Annotated in this window: 24 protein-coding genes; 14 read left to right on the top strand and 10 right to left on the bottom strand. The window is 40.9% G+C overall.

The genetic code is table 11. The features are described from left to right. Positions 1-125: 125 nt before the first annotated feature. Genes KG708_RS13265 through KG708_RS13255 form a run of 3 tightly spaced genes read left to right on the top strand, consistent with a single transcriptional unit; the run spans position 126 to position 3,160 of the window. Entirely contained in the window at positions 126-812 is a 687-nt protein-coding gene (locus KG708_RS13265) for a response regulator transcription factor (protein WP_213610488.1), read from the top strand. Then, positions 790-2,217, top strand: coding sequence for an ATP-binding protein (locus KG708_RS13260; protein ID WP_213610486.1), 1,428 nt, complete (start codon positions 790-792; stop codon positions 2,215-2,217). Before KG708_RS13265 ends, KG708_RS13260 begins: the two co-directional genes overlap by 23 nt. Then, positions 2,207-3,160: an alpha/beta fold hydrolase gene (locus KG708_RS13255; RefSeq protein WP_213610484.1), complete on the top strand. Its 954-nt coding sequence runs from the start codon at positions 2,207-2,209 to the stop codon at positions 3,158-3,160. Before KG708_RS13260 ends, KG708_RS13255 begins: the two co-directional genes overlap by 11 nt. On the opposite strand, the gene KG708_RS13250 is transcribed toward KG708_RS13255, so the two are convergent. After that, complete coding sequence (locus KG708_RS13250; RefSeq protein WP_213611093.1) at positions 3,143-3,973, bottom strand: cation diffusion facilitator family transporter; 831 nt, start codon at positions 3,971-3,973, stop codon at positions 3,143-3,145. The two genes, KG708_RS13255 and KG708_RS13250, sit on opposite strands and share 18 nt — an antisense overlap. A 156-nt stretch (positions 3,974-4,129) precedes the next feature. Between KG708_RS13250 and trmL the strand changes: the two genes are divergently transcribed. From trmL to KG708_RS13230, 4 genes are all read left to right on the top strand, one after another. Next, entirely contained in the window at positions 4,130-4,594 is a 465-nt protein-coding gene (trmL, locus tag KG708_RS13245) for a tRNA (uridine(34)/cytosine(34)/5-carboxymethylaminomethyluridine(34)-2'-O)-methyltransferase TrmL (protein WP_213610481.1), read from the top strand. 371 nt (positions 4,595-4,965) lie between these two features. Then, positions 4,966-5,286, top strand: a complete 321-nt coding sequence (locus tag KG708_RS13240; RefSeq protein WP_213610479.1) for a TorF family putative porin — start codon at positions 4,966-4,968, stop codon at positions 5,284-5,286. A 96-nt stretch (positions 5,287-5,382) separates the two neighbouring features. After that, a complete protein-coding gene (locus KG708_RS13235) occupies positions 5,383-6,108 on the top strand; it encodes an ABC transporter substrate-binding protein (RefSeq protein WP_213610477.1) in 726 nt (241 codons plus the stop codon). A 9-nt stretch (positions 6,109-6,117) separates the two neighbouring features. Then, positions 6,118-7,605, top strand: a complete 1,488-nt coding sequence (locus tag KG708_RS13230) for a methyl-accepting chemotaxis protein (RefSeq protein ID WP_213610475.1) — start codon at positions 6,118-6,120, stop codon at positions 7,603-7,605. Positions 7,606-7,987: 382 nt separating this feature from the next. Here KG708_RS13230 and gpsA read toward each other — a convergent pair whose 3' ends face one another. From gpsA to KG708_RS13210, 4 genes are all read right to left on the bottom strand, one after another. Continuing rightward, the gene (gpsA, locus tag KG708_RS13225; RefSeq protein WP_213610473.1) at positions 7,988-8,995 is read right to left on the bottom strand and encodes an NAD(P)H-dependent glycerol-3-phosphate dehydrogenase; all 1,008 of its coding nucleotides are present in this window, start codon (positions 8,993-8,995) and stop codon (positions 7,988-7,990) included. 3 nt (positions 8,996-8,998) lie between these two features. Beyond that, the gene (gene secB, locus KG708_RS13220; RefSeq protein WP_213610471.1) at positions 8,999-9,487 is read right to left on the bottom strand and encodes a protein-export chaperone SecB; all 489 of its coding nucleotides are present in this window, start codon (positions 9,485-9,487) and stop codon (positions 8,999-9,001) included. A 38-nt stretch (positions 9,488-9,525) separates the two neighbouring features. Next, complete coding sequence (grxC, locus tag KG708_RS13215; protein WP_213610469.1) at positions 9,526-9,783, bottom strand: glutaredoxin 3; 258 nt, start codon at positions 9,781-9,783, stop codon at positions 9,526-9,528. A 195-nt stretch (positions 9,784-9,978) separates the two neighbouring features. Continuing rightward, positions 9,979-10,410: a rhodanese-like domain-containing protein gene (locus KG708_RS13210; protein WP_213610467.1), complete on the bottom strand. Its 432-nt coding sequence runs from the start codon at positions 10,408-10,410 to the stop codon at positions 9,979-9,981. A 459-nt stretch (positions 10,411-10,869) separates the two neighbouring features. Between KG708_RS13210 and gpmM the strand changes: the two genes are divergently transcribed. From gpmM to KG708_RS13190, 4 genes are all read left to right on the top strand, one after another. Continuing rightward, complete coding sequence (gpmM, locus tag KG708_RS13205) at positions 10,870-12,414, top strand: 2,3-bisphosphoglycerate-independent phosphoglycerate mutase (RefSeq protein WP_213610464.1); 1,545 nt, start codon at positions 10,870-10,872, stop codon at positions 12,412-12,414. Between the two features lie 3 nt (positions 12,415-12,417). Next, positions 12,418-13,557: a peptidoglycan DD-metalloendopeptidase family protein gene (locus KG708_RS13200; RefSeq protein ID WP_213610462.1), complete on the top strand. Its 1,140-nt coding sequence runs from the start codon at positions 12,418-12,420 to the stop codon at positions 13,555-13,557. Between the two features lie 33 nt (positions 13,558-13,590). Beyond that, positions 13,591-14,850 carry a S41 family peptidase gene (locus KG708_RS13195; RefSeq protein WP_213610460.1) on the top strand — a complete coding sequence of 420 codons (1,260 nt, stop codon included), beginning with the start codon at positions 13,591-13,593 and terminating at the stop codon, positions 14,848-14,850. Positions 14,851-14,918: 68 nt separating this feature from the next. Beyond that, positions 14,919-15,656 carry a divergent polysaccharide deacetylase family protein gene (locus KG708_RS13190; RefSeq protein WP_213611091.1) on the top strand — a complete coding sequence of 246 codons (738 nt, stop codon included), beginning with the start codon at positions 14,919-14,921 and terminating at the stop codon, positions 15,654-15,656. Between the two features lie 322 nt (positions 15,657-15,978). On the opposite strand, the gene KG708_RS13185 is transcribed toward KG708_RS13190, so the two are convergent. The 5 genes from KG708_RS13185 to ftsY form a co-directional block, all read right to left on the bottom strand. Next, positions 15,979-17,850, bottom strand: a complete 1,872-nt coding sequence (locus KG708_RS13185; protein ID WP_213610458.1) for a methyl-accepting chemotaxis protein — start codon at positions 17,848-17,850, stop codon at positions 15,979-15,981. A gap of 328 nt (positions 17,851-18,178) precedes the next feature. After that, entirely contained in the window at positions 18,179-19,042 is an 864-nt protein-coding gene (rpoH, locus tag KG708_RS13180; RefSeq protein ID WP_213610456.1) for an RNA polymerase sigma factor RpoH, read from the bottom strand. A 242-nt stretch (positions 19,043-19,284) separates the two neighbouring features. Further along, positions 19,285-20,271 carry a permease-like cell division protein FtsX gene (gene ftsX, locus KG708_RS13175; RefSeq protein WP_028835596.1) on the bottom strand — a complete coding sequence of 329 codons (987 nt, stop codon included), beginning with the start codon at positions 20,269-20,271 and terminating at the stop codon, positions 19,285-19,287. Continuing rightward, positions 20,268-20,945, bottom strand: coding sequence for a cell division ATP-binding protein FtsE (gene ftsE / locus KG708_RS13170; RefSeq protein ID WP_013465956.1), 678 nt, complete (start codon positions 20,943-20,945; stop codon positions 20,268-20,270). Before ftsE ends, ftsX begins: the two co-directional genes overlap by 4 nt. An 85-nt stretch (positions 20,946-21,030) precedes the next feature. Further along, positions 21,031-22,773 (bottom strand): signal recognition particle-docking protein FtsY, encoded by a 1,743-nt coding sequence (ftsY, locus tag KG708_RS13165; RefSeq protein WP_213610454.1) that lies wholly within the window; start codon positions 22,771-22,773, stop codon positions 21,031-21,033. A 204-nt stretch (positions 22,774-22,977) separates the two neighbouring features. On the opposite strand from ftsY, the gene rsmD reads away from it, so the two are divergent. From rsmD to KG708_RS13150, 3 genes are all read left to right on the top strand, one after another. Further along, positions 22,978-23,583 carry a 16S rRNA (guanine(966)-N(2))-methyltransferase RsmD gene (gene rsmD, locus KG708_RS13160; RefSeq protein WP_213610452.1) on the top strand — a complete coding sequence of 202 codons (606 nt, stop codon included), beginning with the start codon at positions 22,978-22,980 and terminating at the stop codon, positions 23,581-23,583. Positions 23,584-23,728: 145 nt separating this feature from the next. Next, a complete protein-coding gene (gene rpsU / locus KG708_RS13155; RefSeq protein ID WP_002957797.1) occupies positions 23,729-23,944 on the top strand; it encodes a 30S ribosomal protein S21 in 216 nt (71 codons plus the stop codon). Between the two features lie 19 nt (positions 23,945-23,963). Beyond that, on the top strand, positions 23,964-24,410 hold the full coding sequence (locus tag KG708_RS13150) for a GatB/YqeY domain-containing protein (protein ID WP_016899740.1): 447 nt from the start codon (positions 23,964-23,966) through the stop codon (positions 24,408-24,410). The last annotated feature ends 47 nt before the right edge of the window (positions 24,411-24,457 follow it).

Raw genomic sequence — 24,457 nt, 5'->3', positions numbered from 1 at the left:
GTAAGTTCACTATAACTGGCTCAATGCAAAGTAACGCAAAGCAGTGTAAAGGTTATGTAAAGATTCACTTTTGATGCATTTAACGCGTAAAATAAAGCTATAAAACAGCGGGTAAGGCTTTATGTATGAAATTATTAATGATTGATGATGACACTGGTTTATGTGAGTTATTAAGCGAGTACCTAAGCGCACAAGGCTTTAGTATACAAACCGCACATGATGGCCAACAAGGTTTAGAGCTTGCCTTACAAAACGATTATGCGCTTATACTGCTAGACGTTATGCTGCCCTCTATAGACGGTTTTGAGGTACTCAAACAGCTTAGGCAAAGTAAATTAACGCCGGTGATTATGCTTACCGCTAAAGGCGAAGACTTTGATCGTATTTTTGGTTTAGAGCTTGGCGCTGATGATTATATTGCAAAACCGTTTAACCACCGTGAACTTCTTGCCCGCGTTAAGGCTATTACCCGCCGCATTGAACATATTAACAGTGTAAGCAATAGCAATAAAAAGCGCTGTTTAAATGGTATTACCATTAACTTTTCGGCGCGTGAAGCGAGTGTCAATGACACCACGTTGACATTAACCGGCACAGAATACGAAATATTGGCTTTATTGGTAAAACATGCCCCTGATGTTATAAGCAAAGAACAAATAAGCGAAGACGTACTAGGCAGACGTTTAGCGTCTTTTGACCGCTCTATTGATATGCATGTAAGCAATATCCGTAAAAAAATAGCTGAGCACAGCGCAGGAGAAAAAATTAAAACGATTCGAGGTGCAGGGTATGTCTTTATCCAAGGAGAGTAAATTACCTCGTTTTAGCTGGCTAAGGCACCCAAAGCATTATTTGTTTTTTAAAGTATTTGCTTGGTTTTGGTTAACTATTATTGGTACTTTCACGGCGCTGTTTTTTTTAAGTAATATTTCGCTTATCAATGCTATTAGTCATGAGCCATTGCAAGGGCCTATGGCTAAAAACCTAGAATACCTTTCGCGCGTTATCGAGCGTAGCGCACATAAACACGCTCTCTCTATTAACGATATTATTACTCACCCGCGCTTATCTAAGCGTAAGATGCTTTATCTAAATTCGCAAAATTCGGATACGACGTTTATAAGTAAATCTATCGACAATACAATTGATTTAAGCTTACTTAACTTTACTAAAGGCATGCCACCACAAGTTATTTTTACTGAATACTATCAAGCTTTTGGCCCCGTACGCGTTAGTGTGCCCCAAGGGGAGTTTGAGTTATATGAAATCGATATAAATCATAAGCGTCCACTTTTTATTCGCTTAAAATTACTGCCTGCATGGCTAAAAATTTCTATCGCGGTTATCGCTTCGCTTGCTTTGAGTTTTTTATTTAGTCGTAATCTGATTGCTCCTATTAATAGCCTAAAACAAGCGGCTATTAGGCTCTCTAGTGGCGACTTAAGTGCGCGAGCAGCAATAAGCAGTCAGCGCAAAGATGAACTAGGTATTTTAGGGCGCGACTTTAATCGTATGGCTGACCAATTAGAGCAATTACTAAGCGCTCAAAAACGTTTATTGGCCGATATATCTCATGAGTTACGCTCGCCTTTAACACGTTTAAAAATGGCGACAGGGCTGGCGCAAATGCAAGCGAGTGAGGCCAGTCAATCTTATTTACTGCGCATTGAAAAAGAAGCCAATCAGCTAGATAAAATGATAGCAGATGTGTTGCAGGTATCGCGTTTAGAGGCTAACAGTCAGCCTTTATCGCTGCAAACACAGTCGCTACAAGTAATTGTTGACCATGTGATTAATGATGCTCAGTTTGAAGCAAAACAACATAATAAAATGTTACTTATACAAGGTGATGCACAGGTAAATATAGAGTGCGACGAGATGTTGATTGCCAGCGCACTTGAAAATATTTTACGTAATGCAATTAAATATGCACAACATACTATTAGTATCACCCTAAAACACAGTGATACTATCACTATACAAATTTGTGATGACGGCCCTGGCGTTCCCGCAGCGCAACTAGATAAACTGTGTGAGCCATTTTTTAGGCAATCAGATGCTCGCGATCGTGTTAGTGGCGGCACAGGATTGGGATTAGCCATTGCAAAAAATGCGGTGATTGCCCATGGCGGAGATTTAGCTTTATCAAATAAAGACTTGGGCGGACTATGCGTTGAGGTCAGCTTGCCAATACAAAAGAGAAACCATGTTTTATAGTACAGAAAGCGAGCTTGAAAATAATTTATCAGCCATTAACGATTTTTATATTAATACGCTAAAAAAAGCTTACTTAAACACGGCTGCCGGTAAATTATTTTATGCTTATGCAAAACCTCAACAAGCCCACACCGCTATTGTTATTAGCTCTGGACGCATTGAAGGGCTCGACAAATACAAAGAGCTGCTTTGGGAGCTTTACTGTAATAATTTTGCAGTTTTTATTGTTGATCACCAAGGGCAAGGGCGCTCTTACCGATTATTAAAAAACCCACACAAAGGCTATGTAAAACAGTTTGAAGATTATAGCTGCGATCTTAATCAATTTAATAGTGAGGTGGTTAATAAGCACTGGCAGGGTAAAAAAGTGCTACTTAGCCACTCAATGGGCGGCGCGATTGCCGTTGATTACCTAGCCCGTTATGAACATAGTTTTAGTGGTGCGTTTTTATCAGCCCCTATGTTTGATATTTACACAAATGGAATACCTAAACCTGTGGCACGCTTTATTGCGGCAGGTGCTTCATTACTGGGGTTCTCTGGGTGTTATGCGCTAGGACAAAGCGATTACTTACCTGAGGAGTTTGCCCTAAATACCTTAACAGGTAGCCAAATACGCTATGAGCAGTTTAGGTCAACTTATCAGCACACCCCACTGTTGCAATTAGGTGGTGTAACTTATGGTTGGTTACATGCAAGCTTTCAATTTATTAAAGCACTCGATACACTCTCTGTCACCACCCCATTATTTATAGCCAGTGCAGAAAACGATCAGGTGGTCGATAACCAAGCCCAGCATAAGCTAGCAAGCCGACATAAAAATACACTAATAAAAGAGTTTAAAGGAGCTAAACACGAGCTGTTTTTTGAGCGCGATGCTATTCGCCAACCCGTGCTAACTAGCCTGTATAAATTTTGCGAGTCGCTAACGACCAGCCGATAGTGGATCGAGGTGAATCAAAATATCAACTTGTGATTCAAATTGCTGAGTAATCATCAACTCTACTTCGTCTGCTACTTTGTGGGCGCGAATCAGTGGTAAGTTGTCATCAAGCTCTAAATGCAGTTGAATAAACTTAACTTTACCACCCTGTCGAGTACGTACACCATGCACGCCATGGACATCTTCGTGTGCTTGAGCTATTTTAAAAATGCTTTGTTTTTCTTCATCTGGCAGCTCTTTATCCATTAAATGCGAAGCACTCTCGGTGGCAATATCCCAGCTGTTATACAATAAATAACCCGCGACCCCAATGGCAAATAATGGATCGGCATATAGCACACCATAATAGGCCAGTAAAATAGCAAGCAGTACCGCTGCGTTTAAAATTAAATCGCCCTTGTAGTGTACTGAGTCGGCTTTTATGGCAATTGATTCTGTGTGTTTAATAACTTTATTTTGAAAAAATACAACAACTAATGTACAAGCTATGGCAAAAATACTTACCCACACGCCTAATAGTGAGTGGCTAAGCGCTACTGGATTAATTAATCGCTCAATGCCATGAAATGCCAATAAACACCCCGAACCTGCAATAAACGCCGCTTGAGCAAGCCCTGCAAGTGCCTCTGCTTTACCGTGACCAAATCGGTGGTCGTCATCTGCGGGGCGCAGTGCATACGATAAAACTAAAAAACTCATAAGCGTTGCAGTAATATCCATTAATGAATCAGTCAGTGAGCCGAGCATTGAGGCCGATCCCGACGCAAGCCATGCCCATGCTTTGGTCGCTATCATTAAACTCACCATGAGCATGGTGACTATGCTAGAGGCTTTAACCCAAAATTCATAACTGCGATTGTGCACGTTTTTGTTCGCTGTATGGTGTATTTAATATTTTTAGTATATCAGTTTTTATTTATTGTTCGTGTATACTGCGCTTGTTAAATTAAAGATTTTATAGGGCTTATTGTGCTGGATATTGTTTTATACCAACCTGAAATTCCACCTAACACCGGAAATATCATTCGTTTATGTGCTAATACAGGCTATGCACTGCACTTAATTGAACCGCTAGGATTTGAATGGGATGATAAACGTGTAAAACGTGCCGGCCTTGATTACCATGAATTTAGCCATGTTCAACGCCATGCCTCATTTGAAGCTTACCTGGAAAAATGCCAGCCTAAAAAAGTGTATGCATGTACGACTAAAGGCAGCCAATTTCATCATCAAGCACAGTATCAAGCCGGTGACTGCTTAGTGTTTGGCCCTGAAACACGCGGCCTACCAGATGACATGATTCAAGCATTACCTAACGAACAACGCGTACGCATTCCTATGCAAGCCGACAGCCGCAGTATGAATTTATCTAACGCTGTTGCCGTGTTTGTGTATGAGTCTTGGCGTCAACTTGGTTTTCCAAACGCGCAATAGAGTTCGGGCGGCGGGCATCGAGGTTCTAGGTTCTAGGTTCTAGGTTCTAGGTTCTAGGTTCTAGGCAGGGATTAAGCCAAGCACGGTGTTTGGGTTAAGCGTAGGCGGGGCTTTATGCCGCGCACTTTATGTTACGGGCTTCGGGTTGCGGGTTACGAGCGTCGGGCTTCGGGCCTAGACCTCGCGCCTCGCGCCTCGCGCCTCGCGCCTCGCACCCCGCACCTCGCGCCTCGCACCTCGCGCCTCTCCCCTCGCGCCTACGATCAACCGCTAACACTTAACCCTTTATAAATAAAAACATCTAACAACTTTTCAAAAGTAAAAATATTGTACTAAGCTAAGTTTAATTACAATAACGGTATTGAAACGTTATGACGAAATTTATACCTAGCTTTCTATTACTATGTTCTATCTCAACATTTGCCTCAGCAACGGCAACTCTCTTACCTGCTCACCTATTTAACAGCGTTAACCAAACACAAACGGCCCCTACACTACACGCAAGTTTTGATTGGACTGACAGTACAGGTTTTAATGCTGTTGTTTGGGAGGCTAATATCGATTTTAGCGAAGGTAAAAATATAACAGCAGAGGGTTATGTAGGTTATTTCACTAATCAAACCGATTCTATAAATCTAGGTGTAGCTCACTTTACCTTCCATGGCGAAGATGTTAGCTCAGGCTATAACTAAACTGAAGCTTACGCTAAATTTAATTATGGCAATACCAACTTAAACGTCTAGCATGCATGAAATCACTTTGGAACATTCAACTTTTAAAGGCGAAATATGAAAACATTACTTTTATTTATACTGCTTAGTTTTTCGAACCTAGTCACCGCCGACACGGTTTACCTAACGTCGCTAGATTGGCCACCTTACTCTGCTAAATCATTGGATCAGCAAGGCGCATCGGTTGCGGTCGCAAAAGCCGCCTTTAAAGCTGAAGGCCATGAACTGGTTGTTGATTTTTTCCCTTGGTCGCGAGCGGTTAACTCAGCCTCACAAGCGGGTTCTAAATACGTAGGTTACTTTCCTGAATACATGCACGACACATCTGACTTTGTGTTTTCAGATCCAACCGGAACAGGCCCTCTCGGATTAGTACAAAATAATTCAAAACCTGTTAGCTTTTCAGCTGTGAGCGATTTAGCAGGTAAACGCATTGGTGTAGTACAAGATTATGTAAACACCAAAGAGCTTGACGATATGATTGCCTCTGGCGCTATTAAAGGTGATGCTGTGCCTTCAGATGTGCTAAATATTAAAAAAGTGGCCGCTGGCAGAATAGATGCAGCCGTTATTGATGCTAACGTATTAAATTATTTACTTAATACCGATAGTTCGTTGGCTGGCGTAAAAGACAAAATTGCGATGAATGCAAATTTGCTAGAAACCAAAACTTTACATATTGCATTTAGAAATGATGCCGAAGGACAAAAATGGCAACAAATTTACAATAAAGGATTAAAGAAAATAGATGTTGATGCAATTATGTCTAACTATTTAAAGTAAGGGTATCCTTTGACTCGTTCAATTTTATTCAGGCTTGTTGTTACCACGTTGAGTGCTATGGTACTGGTGCTGTTATGCTTTGGAGTTTACGATTACACCACCCAAAGCACACAACTGAAGCAAAAACTTGATACTGAAATTAGCTTAGCTAAGGAACGTATTGGTTTATCGTTACCCAATGCCATGTGGAATTTTCAAGAAGAGCTCGCTAATAAGCTAATAAATGCTGAGGTAGCTTCTGAAAACATTTCAAAAATAACAATCTATGATACAAATGAACAAGTTTTTGCAGAAACAGACGGTGCAAAAACGCCGTCTGTTATAAAAAGTGAGCTTATTTTTGATGATTCAGGTACGCCCAATAAAGTAGGCTCTGTTAGTCTTTACGTTGAATATAGCCATATTGATAAAGTACTCAGCGAATTGGCAATATTTTCAGCTATTGAGGTTGTATTACTTGCCAGTATTTTAGGGGCTGTTTTAGTTTATATTTTTAAAAAACTGGTTGCACAGCCGCTATCTGAAGTAGCAGAGAAAATGGCAACAATAGCCAGTGGTGATGGCGATTTAACACAAGAAATTATAGTCAGACGCGATGACGAAATAGGTCAACTTGCCGCCTCGTTTAATAAGTTTGAGCATAAAATAGCAGCGCTAATAAACGGTTTTAAATTATCGGTAGATGATTCACTGAGTGTTGCTGGCAACATTTCAACTTTAAGTGCAGAAGGGGTGCACTATTTAACCTCTCAACAAGCAGAAACAGATCAAATAGCCACAGCTATAACGCAAATGGCATCCTCAGCAACCGAAATAAAAAACAACGCCAAGCACACCTTAAGCTCTGCAGAAACCGCTAATATAGATGCACAAAAAGTACATGAGGCGTTTTTAAGCTCTATCAACTCCATTGAAAGTTTAGTCGGTCAACTTGATGAATCATCCAGAGTTATTAGTAAACTTGAAGAGTCAGTTCAGGGAATTGTGTCGGTACTTGACGTTATTCAAGCTATTGCAGAGCAAACAAATTTGCTGGCATTAAACGCCGCTATTGAAGCCGCTCGTGCGGGTGAGCAAGGCCGAGGATTTGCCGTAGTTGCTGATGAAGTTCGTTCTTTAGCAAGCCGAACGCAAAAAAGCACCGCTGAAATTCATGCCACTATTGAAAAGCTACAAGAAGGCTCTCAGTCTGCAGTGAATGTAATGCAGCTTAGCAAAAATATGAGTCAAGACAGTATGAATGCAGCAAGTGCAGCGAGCGAGCTTATTGCAAATATTTCTGACGCTATTGGATCTATTACCCAAATGTCGAGCCATATATCGAGCGCAGTTACAGAGCAAAGTACTGTTGCAGAAGATTTAAGCAAAAATATTAATGAAGTGGTATCGGCCGGACAAAATAGTATGGCTAAAATTGAACAGGTTCAAACTTACTCTCGGGATATGAAAGAACTAGCTGCACAATTAAAAAACTCTGCCAGTGTTTTTAAAACCTAACCCAAAAACTAGAGCCTGTTGACCTTTGCGGATTAAAATTCGTTCAAACCAGGGGCGGTTTAATCGCCCCAAGAGGTTTGTAATCGAGTGGGCTCGATAACTGCTCCTGCGTTATTCTACTGGCTTACATCCATGTAAGAATAGGTAAAAAACCGAGCAAAGCGTGTGCGTCCTGCTCACGCCCCCTACCACCATCTATGTAGGCAACAAAGAGTAAATCGCTCCTAGGCAGAACCCGAAGGACAGCGCCTGTTTGGCATTGATGCTGCGTTAACTCACTCATATTGTTATAATTAATCACTCGTTTAATGCAATTGCTATTGAAATAACCTTAAGATAAGAAGCTTCGTTTTGATCTTAAGGTTGTTTTATAATTCGAGTATTACTCAGATTTTTGCTCTCTGCCGAGTAACGCCATAGCCGCTGCTTTCATATCTTTATTTTCGTAAAGTACTTTGTATATTTGCTCAGTGATAGGCATTTCTACACCCGCGCGTTGTGCTAGTAAATACACTTCTTTGGTATTTCTAAAACCTTCAACCACTTGGCCAATTGATGCAATGGCGTCATCAACACTTTCGCCTTTACCTAAGGCCAAACCAAAACGACGGTTGCGCGATTGATTATCGGTACAGGTTAAAATTAAATCGCCTAAACCAGCCATGCCCATAAAGGTTTCAGGCTTTGCACCCAGTGCACATCCTAAACGGGATAACTCGGCCAAACCACGTGTAATTAGTGCTGTACGTGCATTGGCACCAAAACCTACACCATCAGAAATCCCTGCGCCAATGGCAATGACATTTTTAACCGCACCGCCAAGTTGAATACCAATAAAGTCATCATTGTTATACACCCTAAACGAGCGCCCACAATGCAGTAAATCGGCTATTTGTTTGGCAAATGCTGAGGAGGTTGATGATACCGAAATGGCGGTCGGTGAGCCCATCGCCATTTCTTTGGCAAAGGTGGGACCTGAAAGTACCGCTAATGGCACATCTTCACCTAACTCTTGCACTGCAACTTCTTGCAGTAAACGCCCTGTATTTGGCTCAAGTCCTTTGGTGGCCCATGCTATTTTTGCATTTTGTCGTAAAGCAGGTTTAATTTGCTTTAACGTATCAGCAAAAGCGTGGCTTGGCACAACTACCAACACTATATCGCTACTTTGCGTTGCTCGCTGTAAATTAGCTTCAAGTGTTAGGGTGTCAGGAAAAGGAACATCAGGTAAGTAACGTTGATTTTTTCGCTCAGCTGTAAGCGTTGCAACGTCTTGGCTATTGCGTCCCCATAGAGTCACTTTGTGACCATTTCGGGCTAAACAAATAGCAAGGGCGGTGCCATAAGACCCCGCCCCTAAAACAGTAACAGCTGAAGTGGCTGTATTCATAAATTAAGCGTCTGCTGTAGCCTGCTCAGCTTGCGCTGTGCGTTGCTGCATGTATTGTGCAAATAATGCATCAAAATTAACAGGTGCAAGATTAAGCTGCGGGAACGTACCACGGTTTACTAAATTAGATACCGCTTCACGTGCATATGGGAATAACACGTTAGGGCAAAATGCACCAAGCATATGTGCTAATTGCATTTCTTCAACGTCAGCAATTGTAAAAATACCAGCTTGTTGAATTTCACATAAAAACGCAGTTTCTTCACCAATAGAGGCTGTTACCGTTAACGCTAAAACGACTTCGTAAACACCTTCGTCTAACTTATTAGAGCGTGTATCTAAATCTAATTTTACTTCAGGCGCCCATTCTTTTTGGAAAATAGCTGGCGAGTTTGGCGTTTCAAATGACACATCTTTAGTGTAAATACGTTGAATAGTAAACTGTGCACCTGAATCGGCTTCTGCTGCTGCGTTTTGATTTTGTTCGTTCATTATTATTCCTAACCTGTTATTTATTATAATTAATTAAATTAAGCACTGAGCTTAGTATCAAGCTGACCTTGTGCCTCAAGAGCCATCATGTCGTCACAGCCACCGATATGTTCATCGTTAATAAAAATTTGTGGAACCGTGCTTGCGCCACCTGCTTTGGCTATCATTTCGTCGCGAAGCTCCGGCTGTACGCCAATATCAATATTTGTGTATTTTACACCTTTGCTGTCTAACAGCGCTAATGCGCGATGGCAAAAAGGGCAGTACCCTTTGGTGTATAAAACAACGTTACTCATAATTAATCCTTATACCAATTTTATTAAAAACATGACCATTCTAGCGTATTAAATAATCCGCTATCTGCGTTAAAAATTATTTATATAGAACAACTATGTATCATAATTTTCGCCTTGTTATCGACTTATTTCTTTGTCGCTATAGTAGATCACTAATTTAATGCAATTGGTATTAATCGGTTTAGCTAAGGCGTATTAGCGACTGCTTGTTGTTGGCAAGCTTGCTGATTGCCACGCACCCATACCGCCTGATAAAACATAAACCTGTTCAAATCCTGCTTTATGCATTGCCGTTGCAACACCTGAGGCAGTCATACCAGCAGCACATACCACTATAATGGGTTTGCTCTTGTGCTTTTCAAGGGTTGAAAAATCAGATTCTTTAGCTTTTTCGGGATTTAAGTGCACAGCACCGGCAATGTGGCCTGTTTTGAACTCTTTTTGCCCACGCATATCAACAACCTGACCGTCTTCACGGTTAATAAGTAAGGTTAATTGCTGAGGATTGATTTGACGAATTGCTGAAAATTTACTTTTTATTGCGCCACTAATAATAAGAAATGCAATCGCAACCCAAGCTAGGCTTAAAATTGGATGGTTTGAGACAAATTCAATATATTGATCCATTCGACTTCCACTATAAAGTTACATGCTAAAACAAGTGTTTTAGATATTTTAATTCATACTAATTGCACTTGCACAATGAGCAATCACTCATTACAAGTCAATTTAGAACGCTGTTAGGCGGCCCTGAATTTTCGCCTAAAATATAGGCTTAACTAAACCCACACGCCTATTCAATACCTGAATAAAATAGGGATTAGCCGCGCAAGTATACCCAAATCAGCTAAAAATGCGAGTTTAGGTAAGGTTATAAGCTAGCTTAAAAGCCACATTATACCGCTATTTATAATTGAAAAATAACTTAACCCTGTAAAATTCTGAAATTAGGTCAATCCGATTGAAAATTTTTAATATCTTCTTTTCATTGCTGATCCTTGCTATAAAACGCGGTATGCTAAGGCTTGGCATGTTGGCATTAATGTTAGCGTGTATTATAGCAACGCTAAATTTTCAGGAGTGATTATGACAGAGCATAAAAAACCGCTGGTATTAATGATTTTAGATGGCTGGGGATACAGAGAAGATGAGCAAAGTAATGCCATTTTAGCTGCCAATACTCCAGTATTAGATGAGCTATGGGCTACACGTCCTCATACATTAATTTCAGCCTCGGGTTTAGATGTGGGTCTTCCTAATGGCCAAATGGGTAACTCTGAAGTTGGCCATGTTAATTTAGGTGCCGGTCGTGTGGTTTATCAAGACTTTACTCGCATTACAAAAGCGATTGATGATGGTGAGTTTGATTCAAACCCCGCCCTTGTTGAAAATATTGATAAAGCTGTTCATGCCAACAAAGCTGTACACATTATGGGATTATTAAGCCCAGGCGGTGTCCATAGCCACGAAGATCATATTGTCGCCTGCATTAAACTGGCTGCAAAACGCGGTGCCAAAGACGTTTATTTTCATGCCTTTTTAGATGGCCGTGACACCCCACCACGCAGTGCTGAAGCATCTATTGAGCGTATTGAAGCCTTGTTTAGCGATCTAAAATGTGGCCGTTTAGCCTCATTAATAGGCCGTTATTACGCCATGGACAGAGACAACCGCTGGAACCGCGTTGAAAAAGCATATAATTTAATGACGCTTGGTGAGGGTGATTTTGATTATGAAGAAGGCGTAAGCGCACTCAATGCAGCCTATGAGCGCGATGAAAACGACGAATTTGTAGCAGCCAGCACCATCACTCCTAAAGGCGGCGAGCCTGTAAAAGTAAATGATGGCGACACCATTATATTTGCTAACTTTAGAGCAGACCGCGCTCGCGAAATAACCCGTGCTTTTGTTGAGCCCAATTTTAACGGTTTTGACAAGAAAAAATCGCCAGCACTTAGCGGCTTTGTAATGATGACTGAATACGCCGCCGATATAGATGCGCCAGTGGCTTTTGGCCCTACTCCCCTTAATAACGTACTTGGCGAATGGCTTGAAAAACAAGGCAAAACTCAGCTGCGTATTTCAGAAACTGAAAAATATGCCCACGTTACCTTTTTCTTTAGTGGCGGACGAGAAGGCGAGTTTAACGGTGAAACCCGTGAGCTGATCCCATCACCACAGGTTGCCACCTACGACTTACAACCTGAAATGAATTCAGAAATGCTCACCGATAAGCTGGTTGAGGCAATAAAAAGTGGAAAATATGATGCCATTATTTGTAACTATCCAAATGGCGATATGGTGGGTCACTCAGGAGTATTTGAGGCGGCTGTTAAAGCCTGTGAAGCAGTAGATAGCTGTATTGGCCGTGTAATAGACGCTTTAAAAGAGCATGGTGGCGAAGCACTTATTACAGCTGATCATGGCAATGCAGAACAGATGGCTAATCTTAAAACGGGCCAAGCACACACAGCACATACCAGTGAGCCAGTGCCGTTTATTTATGTAGGACGCGACGCACACGCTCATACAGGTAAAACCTTAAGTGATGTTGCTCCCACTATGCTGCATTTAATGGGGTTAGAACAACCTACAGAAATGACAGGATCACCTATCATGGTGTTGAAATAACTTATGAAAAAAAGCGCATACCGCGTCATTACGTGTTTATGTGTACTGCACTCATTAGTCACTGGCGTTGCAGTGGCTAATGAAGATCGTACCAAAAAAGATCTATCTCAAGTTCAAGTGGCCTTAGAGCAAAGCCATGCCGAATATAAACAGCAACAAAAACAAATAGCAACACAACAGCAAAAGCTAAAAGCTCATGAGCTTGCCATCGCCGAAAATGCAAAGGCACTCAATATGGCTGAGCAATCAGTTAAAAAAGCGCAACAACAGCAAGCGGTGCAGCAGCAACGCGCGGCTGAGCTTGAAAAAAAACAAGCGCAATTTCAACGTATTTTAGCCGCACAGTTAAAAAGTGCTTATATGGCGGGGGGTGACGACTATTCAAAAATGCTACTCAATCAAGAAGACACCGCTAAATTTGAACGTACACTTAGTTACTATAACTACCTAAATAAAGCTCGCATAAAACAGCTCGAAGAAATCAAAGAGCTCCAAGTTGAAATTGCCGAAAACCAAGTTGAACTAGCTAAAACAAAGGACAAACTTGTTGCCTTATTTGATGAACAAAAAAGACGACAAGCAGCACTGGTGAACGCAAAAGCTGAGCGCCAAGCCAGCCTAAAAAATCTAAAACAGCAGTTAAATAAAACAAAAAATTCAATTAGTTACTTAGAAGAAAATGAACAAACTTTAATTGCAACAATTAAAGAGCTCGAAGAAGAAAAAACCACAAAAATTGAGCTGTTAGGCCTAAACAAAAGTAAAGGCAAGCTAAACTGGCCCAGTAAAGGTAAGCTAGCGCACAGGTTTGGCCAACGAAAGCATGGTGGAATTAACTGGAAAGGCGTATTAATCTCTGCCTCAGAAGGCACGTCAATAAACAGCATTCATAACGGTCAGGTGGTATTTGCTGATTGGCTAAAAGGTTACGGCTGGGTTATTGTTGTGGATCATGGTGAAGGCTTCATGAGCTTATACGGACATGCACAAACTTTGCTTAAAGATGTAGGTGACATGGTCAGAGAAGGTGAAAGTGTGGCTTTAGTTGGACAAAGCGGTGGACAAACCGATTCTGGTCTATACTTTGAAATACGCCACAAAGGACGTGCTGTTAATCCCATCAAATGGTGCAGACGAATTTAATCTCGAAATAGCTGCACCTCATTGGAGGCAGTTATGATAGAAACACACATTTGCCAACAAAAAACACTGCAACCAAAGCAAAGTGTTCGCTTTTTTTTATTTGTTTTATTTGTGCTTTTTGGTTTTATAAACAATACCCAAGCAAGCTCGGTTAAAGAATTAGAAAGTCAAAAAATAAATGAAATACTGTTTAACATTCATACCTACTATGTTGACGATTTAGCACTACAAAATAGTAAGTACATTGAGTACAACGTTTCTCAGTTTGAGCGCTTATATTCTAAACTCGACCCCTATTCTAAATATTTAGATAAAAATGAGCTCAATGCGTTATTTGAGAACACCAATGGCCGCTATACAGGCCTAGGTATTGAAGTAGATAGTATTGATCAACACATTACTATTGTAAGAGTAATTAATAACTCCCCAGCTAAACAAGCCGGCTTGCGAGCTGGCGATATTATTACAGCAGTCAATAATCAGCAGCTTGAAAATAGCGCTATCGACTTTGTTGCGCAACAAATTAAAAACAGCCCTAACAATAAAGTACAGCTCAGTATTATCCGTAATAACAAGCAAACGCCACTCACGTTTAACGTCAGTAGAAAACAAATAAAATTGACTAGTGTTACTAAGCAATTACTTGGTGCTGGGAGTGGTTATATTGCTATAAATAACTTTTCAAATCAGACTTTGCATGAAGTTACGTTACACATAACGGCTATGCAAAGCTCTTACGGCCATTCATTACAAGGGCTGATTATTGATTTACGAGACAACCCAGGCGGCACATTAACAAGCGCAGTTGCTGTGGCTGATCTGTTTTTACAAGATGGTTTAATCGTGACAACCAAAGGACGCTTTTATGATTCTAATCAAACGTTCTACGCTAAACGCGGCGATATTTTAAAAGGTGCCCCCATTGTTGTGCTTATTAACGAAAATTCAGCCTCAGCGGCAGAAATATTAGCGGCCGCTTTGAAAGAAAATCTACGCGCAACAATAGTCGGCAGCCAATCCTTTGGCAAAGGTTCGGTGCAATCGCTAATCCCATTAGGTGATGGTGATACCGCCTTAAAACTCACCACCGCTCGTTACTTTACGCCTTTGGGTGAGTCAATCGAAGGGGTTGGTGTGACCCCAAATGTGGCGATTAATCAAACAACGCTTCCACAAACAAATAAAGCCGTTATAATAAAAAATGAACAATTAGAACAAAGCACTGCTTTTAGTACTGAAGAATTAGCTGATATTCAATTGGCTAAAGCTAAACAACTACTTAGCATGCAATAAAATCAGTAAATTATTTTAAACCACGACAAAGATAATAAAAATTATAAAACGTGAAAACTATAAACTTAATGATGTTAGCAGGGCTTTTTTTAGCGTTATTTGCGACATCGACTGGTGTTAAAGCCAAACAAATAGCCATAGTGATTGATGACATAGGTTATCATCAGCGTGATTTAGAGTTCCTGAGTTTACCTGGGCAGTTGTCTTATTCAATTCTGCCCCATACTCCCTACTCTCAAATATTTGCGAGTCTTGCCAGTCAGTCAAATAAAGAGCTCCTATTGCATATTCCTATGCAGGCTTTAAATGGCAAAAAGCTTGGCCCTGGAGCACTGACGTTAAATATGGATAAAGCACAGCTACAACAAACACTCGGCAATGCGCTGGCCAGTTTGCCGCAGGTTAAAGGGGTTAATAATCATATGGGCTCGGCGCTAACACAGCAAAGTCAAGCAATGAAGTGGACCATGGAAGTGCTCAAAAAACGTCAGTTGTATTTTCTTGATAGCCGTACAACTGATTTAAGCCAAGCTCAAAATGCAGCCAACTTTTTGGGAGTGGAAAATATTAGCCGACATATATTTTTAGATAACATAACCACCAAAGAGCAGCTACAATTACGATTAGAAGAGCTAAAGTTAAAAGCAACTAAGTATCAGTTTGCCATTGCCATAGCCCACCCCTACCCCGAAACCATCGATTTTTTGCGCCAAGCTTTGCCACAATTAGCTGAGCAAGGGTTTGAACTAGTGCCTGTTTCACAATTAGTTAAGCGTAAATATGTGCAACTAGCACAGGCTGAGTAAAAATCCCGCAGGTTCTAGGTTCGAAGCTCAAGGCCCGAAGCTCGAGCCCCGCCTACGCTTAACCCAAACACCGTGCTTGGCTTAATCTCTGCTTAGCGCCTCGCGCCTAGAACCTTTAAAAAACGCGGCATAAAGCCCCGCCTACAAAAAAATTAAACACTGTGGTTAACCGTAGGCGGGAGTTTACCGCGCGCATGTTTGAGGTTCTAGGTTTGAGGCCCGCAGCTCGTCGCCTGAGGCCCGTAACCCGCAGCCCGCAGCTCGTTACCCGTAACCCGAGGCCCGTCGCTAGCAGGGCTATAAAAACCCCACTAGCAATAAATCATAGGATAAAAGTGGCCACTTTTTCATTTAGATCTGTGGCGCGATCTTTAAGTGTTTTAGCTTGGCTTAGGTGTGTTGTTGCGGAGGTTGTAATTTCATCGGTTACATCCTTAATCGCTACAGTATTTTTAGTAATTTCATTGGTCACTTGCGTTTGCTCTTCTGCAGCAACGGCTATTTGACCTGCCATATCAGAAATTTCGTTAACCGCTAGAGTGATTTCTTCAAGTGCATTAGCAGCTGCATTGACATCATCAACACTATTGTTGGCATAACCTTTACTACTGTCCATTAAGCTCACTGCTTTTTTAGTGGTATTTTGTAACGTTTCAATGGTTGTATAAATTTCGGCTGTAGAGTTTTGCGTTCGTCTTGATAGCACACGCACCTCATCGGCAACTACTGCAAAGCCACGCCCTTGCTCACCTGCTCGAGCCGCCTCTATTGCCGCATTGAGCGCTAACAGGTTTGTTTGCTCAGCAATTTCTTGAATGGTGGTTAAAATACTCGAAATAGCTTGAGCGTGTAAGTTTAACTCACTAATAACTGCTGTTGTTTCATCTATTTCACCTGCCAGTGAGTTGATTGTACTTCTGGTTTTATCAACTAACATTTTACCTTCACGGCTACTTTGCGCAGACTGCTGCGATGCGGCAGCGGTATTTTCAGCATTGGCTGCAATTTCATGGGTTGCACTAGACATTTCTGTAACCGCAGTGGCAACCATCGCCACTTCCTGCTGCTGGCGCTGCAACTCACTTACACTGTTTTGATTAGTAACCAAGCTTTTCTCTGCATCAAAATCTAAGTCAGTAGCTAATTGGCGAATATGGCTGATCAGTTCATGCTGGCTGCTTACAAAGCGATTAAAACTATCAGCCAGTACCCCAACTTCATCTTGCGTATCAACACTAATACGCTGGGTTAAATCACCGTTACCATCAGCAATTGTTGATAAAGCTTGTGATACTCGACTCAGCGGAGCAAGCAACACACTTAATAACCATGAAATAGCTAATACGCTCAGTAAAAGTGCCACTGTGACTATTACTAATTGAGTGATCAATAAACTAATTAACGGTGCCTCTAAGGTTTCTTTATCCAGTACAAATAGCAACTGCCAATCGGTATTATTTATATTTTCACCCCAGATTAGCTTCTCGCGCCCTTCATCTTTAAAGTAAAGGGGAGTAAATTCACCGTTTTGACTATTAGATAAAATGAATTGGTGATTTATTTTCGAGTCAATATGCGTAATATCCGCCATTACTTTTTTAGTATCTTTATAGGCAATCACAGTGCCATCTTGATGCATCATGATGGCATACCCATTTGCCGGTAAAGACATAGTATTAACATCATTAACTAAAGACTCAATCGATAAATCACCCGCTACCACGCCGTTTTGTATAGTTTTAGCAACAGAGACAACCAGAACGTTAAATGATGTATCTAAATAAGGTTTGGTAATTACGGTGCCATTTTTCAGCTGAGCTTGTTTATACCATGGACGAGTGCGCGGGTCGTAGCCGGTTCGATCAATACTTGGATCAGAGTCAGTCATTTTCCCTTGGTTATCACCAAAATATGTCAACTCAAAATCACCAGAAAACTTTGCTTGCTGCAATGCGTTTAACATATTGTCCTCAACTTTGCTAGCCACTGATTCTATAATTCGCTGTCGATCAGCTAACCATTCTTCGATACGCATTGCTTGCTGTTTACCCGATTGACTTACATTATCAATACTGGTCTTAAATAACAGGGCTTTTTGAGAGGAGTAGCTATACCACGATAGCAAAATAATAATAACGGCTAGGGCAAGAACCACCGATAGTAAGATCTTTTTCTTTAGTGAATATGAGTTCATAGTGAGTGCAAATACTCGTGTTAATAAAAATTAGAAAGTGATTTTAAATACAGCGATTGAATGGCTGAATTTAGACTATTGTTGAAACTTATTTAAGCTCAAACGCGATGCATCTTCACATACATGCTAAAAAAAACAAATATAAATCATTAATTTAGTTAAAAACCAAACTTATTCACTAATTTCAATGAGACTCTTTTTAATTAAAAGATATTAAGATGTAACAACAGGTAAGCAAAAAAGTTGAAAGTCTGCTTTTTATTAACTTTTTTAAAGCATAAAAAAGCCCCGCATTTTAATGCAGGGCTTTATTGTCTAATAAGTGCGATTAGCTCATCGCAGCTTGTAATTTTTTCATCGCTGTTTTTTCCAGCTGGCGAACACGCTCTGCAGATACGCTGTATTTTTCAGCCAATTCTTGCAGTGTTGCTTTATCATCTGACAACCAACGTGCGCTAACAATATCTTGCGAACGCTCATCAAGTGTTTTCAAAGCGCTAAATAATCGCGTATGCGACTGCTCTTGCCATTGTTGCTGCTCAATGTCGTCAGCTAAGTCAGTAGAACCATCTGTTAAATATTGTACGGGTGAGTAAGTACTCGTTGGTGCATCGTCGTTATCGTCGCCTGTTAAGTCAAAACCCATGTCTTGACCGCTCATACGCGACTCCATTTCACGTACTTCTTTTTCACTCACACCTAGCTCGCTCGCTACTGTGCTCACTTCCGCTTGGTTAAACCAGCCTAAACGTTTTTTGTTTTTACGAAGATTAAAAAACAGTTTACGTTGCGCTTTGGTTGTCGCAACTTTAACGATGCGCCAGTTCTTAAGCACAAACTCATGAATTTCGGCTTTGATCCAATGAACCGCAAATGAAACCAAACGTACACCCACTGATGGGTCAAAACGTTTTACTGCCTTCATCAGTCCAATGTTACCCTCTTGAATCAAATCAGCTTGTGGTAACCCGTAACCCGAGTAGCTTTTAGCTATGTGCGCTACAAAGCGCAAATGCGACATAATGAGTTGCTTTGCAGCACTAAGATCGCCTTCTTCCTGAAGTTTTTTTGCAAGTTCCTGCTCTTGCTCAACTTTAAGCATAGGAATAGTACTAACAGCTTGAAGATAGCCATCCATACTTGCGCTTTGTTGCCCAACTGTAAGTGCCATTGCGTATAAATCTTTACTCATTTTTCACCTCGGTGATAAACATTTGAAACCATCTTAGCACTCTTTTAGTAAGAGTGCTAACTTGAATTTAAAACTTTTTTGAATCATAAATCAAGTGGTTTTTTTAGTGTTAAGTCAGTCTACACTAGGCGACTGAATAACCTATGAATTGGTTTAGCCAAAGCAAAGATTAATCTTTTTGCTTTGGCTTTTTTATAATTTTAAACTTAAAACATGACAGTTTTAAGAATTATATTAGGGCCCTAAACCTTATCGGGTTCTATTTCTGAGATGTAACGGTTAACCGATAAGTAAGAACCAATAAAGCCTAAGCTAGTGGCCAACAATACCAACGCGCCAAATTCATTAAGGCTAAGCCCTATTAGCGTAAAGCTGGTTTGATATACCCCTGCAACACTGCTTACCGCAGCAGATAGCCACCACATCATTAATGCTACGCAAATAAAAGCAAACAATCCGCCAATCACGCCATACCAAATGCCAGTCCATAAAAAGGGGGCATGAATAAAGGTATTAGTTGCCCCTACGAGCTTCATTACCTGTATTTCTTCTTTTTTATCCATAATAGATAAACGAATTGTGTTGCCTATAATAAGCGTCACTGAGGTAAGTAATAATAGCGCAATCGTAATTACACTTTCTTTTAGCAAACTGAGTAATGCATTTAAACGTTCAAGCCAAGCAATATCAAGCTTACCAAAATCAACTTCGCGTTCACCTTCAAGTTTTTTAAGCAATAGCTTAGCCGCATTAGGTTGGCTATGTCGCTGGGTTGGTGTAACTAAAACCACATTCGGTAATGGGTTACTATCTAGGTATTCTAAAGCCTGACCAAACCCAGACATTTCTTTGAATTCATCCAAAGCCTCAGTGCGAGAAATAAAAGTCACACTTTGTATTTCAGGATATAGCGCTAAGCGTTTAACTAAAGTTTGTGTTTCTTGCTCGCTCATATCCTCTTTTACAAACAAGGATATTTCGCTGGCTTGCTCAAAACCACTGCTCACTTGCTGCACATTTTTAACCACTAAGTATAACGTTGCGGGCAAGGTTAAACTCAAACCCAGTACAGCAATGGTCATCATAGAGGCTAATGGCGTGCGCCACATTTCCCCAAGACTGTACACACCTTGGCGAAAAATATTAATAATGAAAAAGTAACCGCCAGAGAATACGGATTTTTTTTGTTTATCATTACTATTTTGACGGCTTTTGAACAGTAAACTCATAATACACCCTCAGCCAGTGGATCTTGGCTCATCCGCCCATCATGAAGCGTTAAGCTACGATACTTCATTCGTGATACTAACCCTAAGTCATGGGTGGCAATTAAAACCGTGGTGCCATGCTTATTAAAATCTTCGAACAGGCGTAATATTTCCATCGATAACTCAGGATCAAGGTTACCGGTAGGTTCATCAGCTAATAGTATAGGAGGAGAATTAACAATGGCTCGTGCAATCCCTACACGTTGCTGCTCACCGCCAGAGAGTGTGGAGGGATGACAGCGTACTTTATCTAACAAGCCCACTTTATCGAGCGCACCATGCACACGCTTGGCAATTTGCTTGTGGTGAGTCCCTTCAATAATTAAGGGCAAAGCAACGTTATCGAATACCGTGTATCGTTCTAATAGACGATGATTTTGAAAAATAATACCAATGTCGCGGCGTGCATACGGAATTTGTCGCGAATTTAACTTATTTAAATCCACGCCATTGATAAACACGTTGCCCGCAGAAGGACGTTCCATCAAGCTAATAAGCTTTAAAAGTGTACTTTTACCGGCACCACTGTGGCCCGTTAAAAAAGCCAGTTCGCCTGGTTTTATATGAAAACTCACTTTTTCAAGCGCGCGATGCCCACCGGCATAGGTTTTACTTACTTGCTGAAAATTTATCATTTTTTATTATGCCAACCTCATTAAACGTCCTAACGCAATTGGTATTCCTTGCAATTAAAAAGGGAGCAGGCTCCCTTTTGGTAAATTAAACGTCGTCCTCATCTTGGCTAAATAGTGCGTCAATAAAGTCATCGCTCTTGAAGGTGCGTAAATCATCAATACTTTCACCTACACCAATGTAACGAATAGGAATATTAAACTTATCAGCAACAGCAAAAATAACCCCGCCTTTAGCGGTGCCATCAAGCTTTGATAGTGTGATACCCGTTAAACCTACACATTGGTTAAATAAGTTTACTTGGCTAATAGCATTTTGGCCTGTGCCAGCATCAATAGTTAGCATCACTTCATGCGGTGCATCTGGGTCTACTTTTTTCATCACACGGGCTATTTTTTCAAGCTCTTGCATTAAGTTATCTTTATTTTGCAAGCGCCCAGCTGTATCAGCAATTAACACATCAACATTACGCGCTTTAGCGGCTTGAAAGGCATCAAATACCACTGAGGCGCTATCAGCACCAGTGTGCTGAGCTATAACAGGAATACTATTACGCTCACCCCAAACTTGAAGCTGCTCTACTGCTGCGGCTCTAAATGTATCACCAGCAGCAAGCATTACCGATTTACCTTGGTTTTGAAATTGTTTCGCCATTTTACCAATGGTGGTGGTTTTACCTACGCCGTTTACACCTACCATAAGGATAACGAAAGGTTTTTTGTCTGCTGGTATTTCTAAAGGCTGCTCTGCTGTTTTCAGCATAGTTGCCATTTCTTGCTTCATTAATTCATAAAGCGCATCACCATCTTTTAGCTGCTTGCGATCAGCGGCGTCGGTCAGGCTATCGATTAGCTTCATGGTGGTATCAACACCAAGATCGGCAGTAAGTAACTGAGTCTCTAATTCTTCAAATAATTCATCGTCAATTTTTTTACCGCTGAAGATTGAGGCAAAGCCAGAACCAATATTAACGCGTGTTTTCAGTAAGCCCTTTTTGAGGCGAGAGAAAAAACCTTCTTTTTTAGGTTTTTCCGCTTTTATAGCTTCTTCCTTTGCAAGCTCTGCGGTCAGTCGCTCTTGTTCTAAACGCTCGTTCTCAGCTTGCTCTGCTGCAATACGCTCTTGCTCTAAACGCTCGTTCTCAGCTTGTTCTGCTGCAATACGCTGTTGTTCTAAACGCGCATTTTCAGCTTGCTCTGCAGCAATACGCTGTTGTTCTAAACGTTCATTCTCAGCTTGTTCTTCTGCAATACGCTGTTGTTCTAAACGCTCGTTCTCAGCTTGTTCTGCTGCAATGCGCTGTTGCTCTAAACGTTCATTCTCAGCTTTTTCTGCTGCAATGCGCTCTTGCTCTAACTGCATTTGCGCTTCTTGTTCTGCTAAACGTTTGGCTTGCTCTTGTCTTTGTTGCTCTGCATCGGCCTGTTCTTTAGCTAATAGCTCTGCGTTAGCGTGTTCAATCGCTTGTTTTTCTTCTGCCGCTGCGCGCTGTGCTTGTGCCTGTTTTTCTTGCTCTAAACGCTCGGCCTCTGCTTCAGCTTGTAAACGCTCTGTCTCAGCTTGCTCTGCAGCTAAACGTTCTTGCTCGGCTTTTTCTGCCTGCTCTTGTGCTAAACGATCTTGTTCAGCAGCAATTCGGGCTTGTTCTATACGCTCGGCTTTTGCTTCAGCTTGTAAGCGCTCTGCCTCAGCTTGCTCTGCAGCTAAACGTTCTTGTTCGGCTTTTTCTGCCTGCTCTTTTGCTAATGCTTGTTGTTTATCAGCTTCTGCTTGTTTTTTATCTGACTTGCCAAAACCGAGCCACGACATGAATTTACTTTTTTTTGCCATACTTGCTAATAACCACTTATAAAAATCTGATAAACTAACGATAATGATAGCGTGCTTTTAAGCCTAAATAATTGCTTTTAGCAACACGTTATCCTCGAGGGTGCATAATAGTAACACTTTTAGCGCAGTTGAAAAATGACACGCCATGATATGATTGCAATATTATCTGAGCTAGATCATAGATACCAATTTTTAGTGAGTTAAATGAGAAAAAAAACCACACAAAATAACACCACTCATAAATCAGCTGATGGGGTTATTAGAATCATTAGCGGCCAATTTCGCGGTCGAAAACTGCCAGTAAAAGATGTTCAAGGTCTGCGTCCCACAACTGACCGAATTAAAGAAACGGTGTTTAATTGGTTGATGCACGATACCCGCGATGCGCACACTCTCGATTGCTTTGCCGGTTCCGGTGGATTGGGATTTGAAGCATTGTCACGTTTTGCAAAACACACCACATTTATAGAGCTTGACTCACAAGCAGCAAAACAATTAGAGCAAAACATTGCGACGCTTAATGCACAAAACGCGCACGTTATTAATACTAATACACTGACGTTCTTAGAGAGAAAAAACACCAGTGACACATTTAATTTGGTTTTTATTGACCCGCCATTTCGCAAAAATTTAGCTCAATCATGCTGTGATTTATTGGAAAATAATCAATGGCTCGACCCCGAAGCATTGATATATGTTGAAGTAGAAACTGAGCTAACCTCGTTTAAAGCACCAAACAACTGGTTGTTAATTAAAGAAAAAAAGGCAGGACAAGTTTTTTGTCGGCTGTACCAACGCCATATAAATTAACACTGTTTTAGCTGATGCGTTTCTGTTAATATTATCCTTTACATGTGGTGTTGCTTCGGATTACAATACCGCACCATTTTTGAACCACTTGATCAATGTTTGATCAACTTGAGCAACGCTCATAATTTAGGTAGGTGAATTTTTAATGCCAGTAATTAAAGTAAGAGAGAACGAACCGTTTGACGTAGCACTTCGTCGCTTCAAGCGTTCATGTGAAAAAGCAGGTATCCTTTCAGAAGTTCGTCGTCGCGAGCACTATGAAAAACCAACAGCTGAGCGTAAGCGTAAAAAAGCAGCTGCTGTTAAGCGTCACATGAAAAAACTTTCTCGTGATAACGCTCGTCGCGTTAAATTATACTAATATATTAGGTCTTGTATAAATGAGCCTTTTAATAACGCTAAAAGATGCGCAAAAAGATGCGATGAGAGCCAAAGACAAACAACGTCTTAACCCTATTCGTATGGTGCTTGCTGCAATCAAGCAACGTGAAATTGACGAGCAAATAACACTAGACGACGCAGGTATTACCTCCGTTATAGTGAAGCTTGTTAAACAACGTCGCGACTCTTACACTCAGTACAAAGATGCTGGGCGTGATGATTTAGCTGATATTGAAGCCAATGAAATTACAGCACTTGAAGCTTTTTTACCTCAACAATTGAGTGAAGAAGAAATTATTGCTCTCATTGACGCGGCTATTGCTGATACTAACGCAGCAGGTATGCAAGACATGGGTAAAGTAATGGGTATAATCAAAAGCAAAGCTGAAGGTCGTGCCGACATGGGCAAAATCTCAGGTTTAATCAAGCAACGATTAACTGCCTAATACCCCCACATACATTTAGTATGATTGAAGTAAACCGAGCCTTGAGC

The organism is Pseudoalteromonas sp. (assembly GCF_018402495.1).
GTDB lineage: Bacteria > Pseudomonadota > Gammaproteobacteria > Enterobacterales > Alteromonadaceae > Pseudoalteromonas.
This window is presented reverse-complemented; position numbering and strand designations above follow the sequence as displayed.

What these genes read in the sequence shown, in the direction of transcription:
- KG708_RS13265 (WP_213610488.1), top strand. Translation starts at nt 126, where the DNA reads ATGAAATTATTAATGATTGATGATGACACTGGTTTATGTGAGTTATTA.
- KG708_RS13260 (WP_213610486.1), top strand. Translation starts at nt 790, where the DNA reads ATGTCTTTATCCAAGGAGAGTAAATTACCTCGTTTTAGCTGGCTAAGG.
- KG708_RS13255 (WP_213610484.1), top strand. Translation starts at nt 2,207, where the DNA reads ATGTTTTATAGTACAGAAAGCGAGCTTGAAAATAATTTATCAGCCATT.
- KG708_RS13250 (WP_213611093.1), bottom strand. Translation starts at nt 3,973, where the DNA reads ATGCTCATGGTGAGTTTAATGATAGCGACCAAAGCATGGGCATGGCTT.
- KG708_RS13240 (WP_213610479.1), top strand. Translation starts at nt 4,966, where the DNA reads ATGACGAAATTTATACCTAGCTTTCTATTACTATGTTCTATCTCAACA.
- KG708_RS13235 (WP_213610477.1), top strand. Translation starts at nt 5,383, where the DNA reads ATGAAAACATTACTTTTATTTATACTGCTTAGTTTTTCGAACCTAGTC.
- gpsA (WP_213610473.1), bottom strand. Translation starts at nt 8,995, where the DNA reads ATGAATACAGCCACTTCAGCTGTTACTGTTTTAGGGGCGGGGTCTTAT.
- secB (WP_213610471.1), bottom strand. Translation starts at nt 9,487, where the DNA reads ATGAACGAACAAAATCAAAACGCAGCAGCAGAAGCCGATTCAGGTGCA.
- grxC (WP_213610469.1), bottom strand. Translation starts at nt 9,783, where the DNA reads ATGAGTAACGTTGTTTTATACACCAAAGGGTACTGCCCTTTTTGCCAT.
- KG708_RS13210 (WP_213610467.1), bottom strand. Translation starts at nt 10,410, where the DNA reads ATGGATCAATATATTGAATTTGTCTCAAACCATCCAATTTTAAGCCTA.
- gpmM (WP_213610464.1), top strand. Translation starts at nt 10,870, where the DNA reads ATGACAGAGCATAAAAAACCGCTGGTATTAATGATTTTAGATGGCTGG.
- KG708_RS13200 (WP_213610462.1), top strand. Translation starts at nt 12,418, where the DNA reads ATGAAAAAAAGCGCATACCGCGTCATTACGTGTTTATGTGTACTGCAC.
- KG708_RS13195 (WP_213610460.1), top strand. Translation starts at nt 13,591, where the DNA reads ATGATAGAAACACACATTTGCCAACAAAAAACACTGCAACCAAAGCAA.
- KG708_RS13190 (WP_213611091.1), top strand. Translation starts at nt 14,919, where the DNA reads ATGATGTTAGCAGGGCTTTTTTTAGCGTTATTTGCGACATCGACTGGT.
- KG708_RS13185 (WP_213610458.1), bottom strand. Translation starts at nt 17,850, where the DNA reads ATGAACTCATATTCACTAAAGAAAAAGATCTTACTATCGGTGGTTCTT.
- rpoH (WP_213610456.1), bottom strand. Translation starts at nt 19,042, where the DNA reads ATGAGTAAAGATTTATACGCAATGGCACTTACAGTTGGGCAACAAAGC.
- ftsX (WP_028835596.1), bottom strand. Translation starts at nt 20,271, where the DNA reads ATGAGTTTACTGTTCAAAAGCCGTCAAAATAGTAATGATAAACAAAAA.
- ftsE (WP_013465956.1), bottom strand. Translation starts at nt 20,945, where the DNA reads ATGATAAATTTTCAGCAAGTAAGTAAAACCTATGCCGGTGGGCATCGC.
- ftsY (WP_213610454.1), bottom strand. Translation starts at nt 22,773, where the DNA reads ATGGCAAAAAAAAGTAAATTCATGTCGTGGCTCGGTTTTGGCAAGTCA.
- rsmD (WP_213610452.1), top strand. Translation starts at nt 22,978, where the DNA reads ATGAGAAAAAAAACCACACAAAATAACACCACTCATAAATCAGCTGAT.
- rpsU (WP_002957797.1), top strand. Translation starts at nt 23,729, where the DNA reads ATGCCAGTAATTAAAGTAAGAGAGAACGAACCGTTTGACGTAGCACTT.
- KG708_RS13150 (WP_016899740.1), top strand. Translation starts at nt 23,964, where the DNA reads ATGAGCCTTTTAATAACGCTAAAAGATGCGCAAAAAGATGCGATGAGA.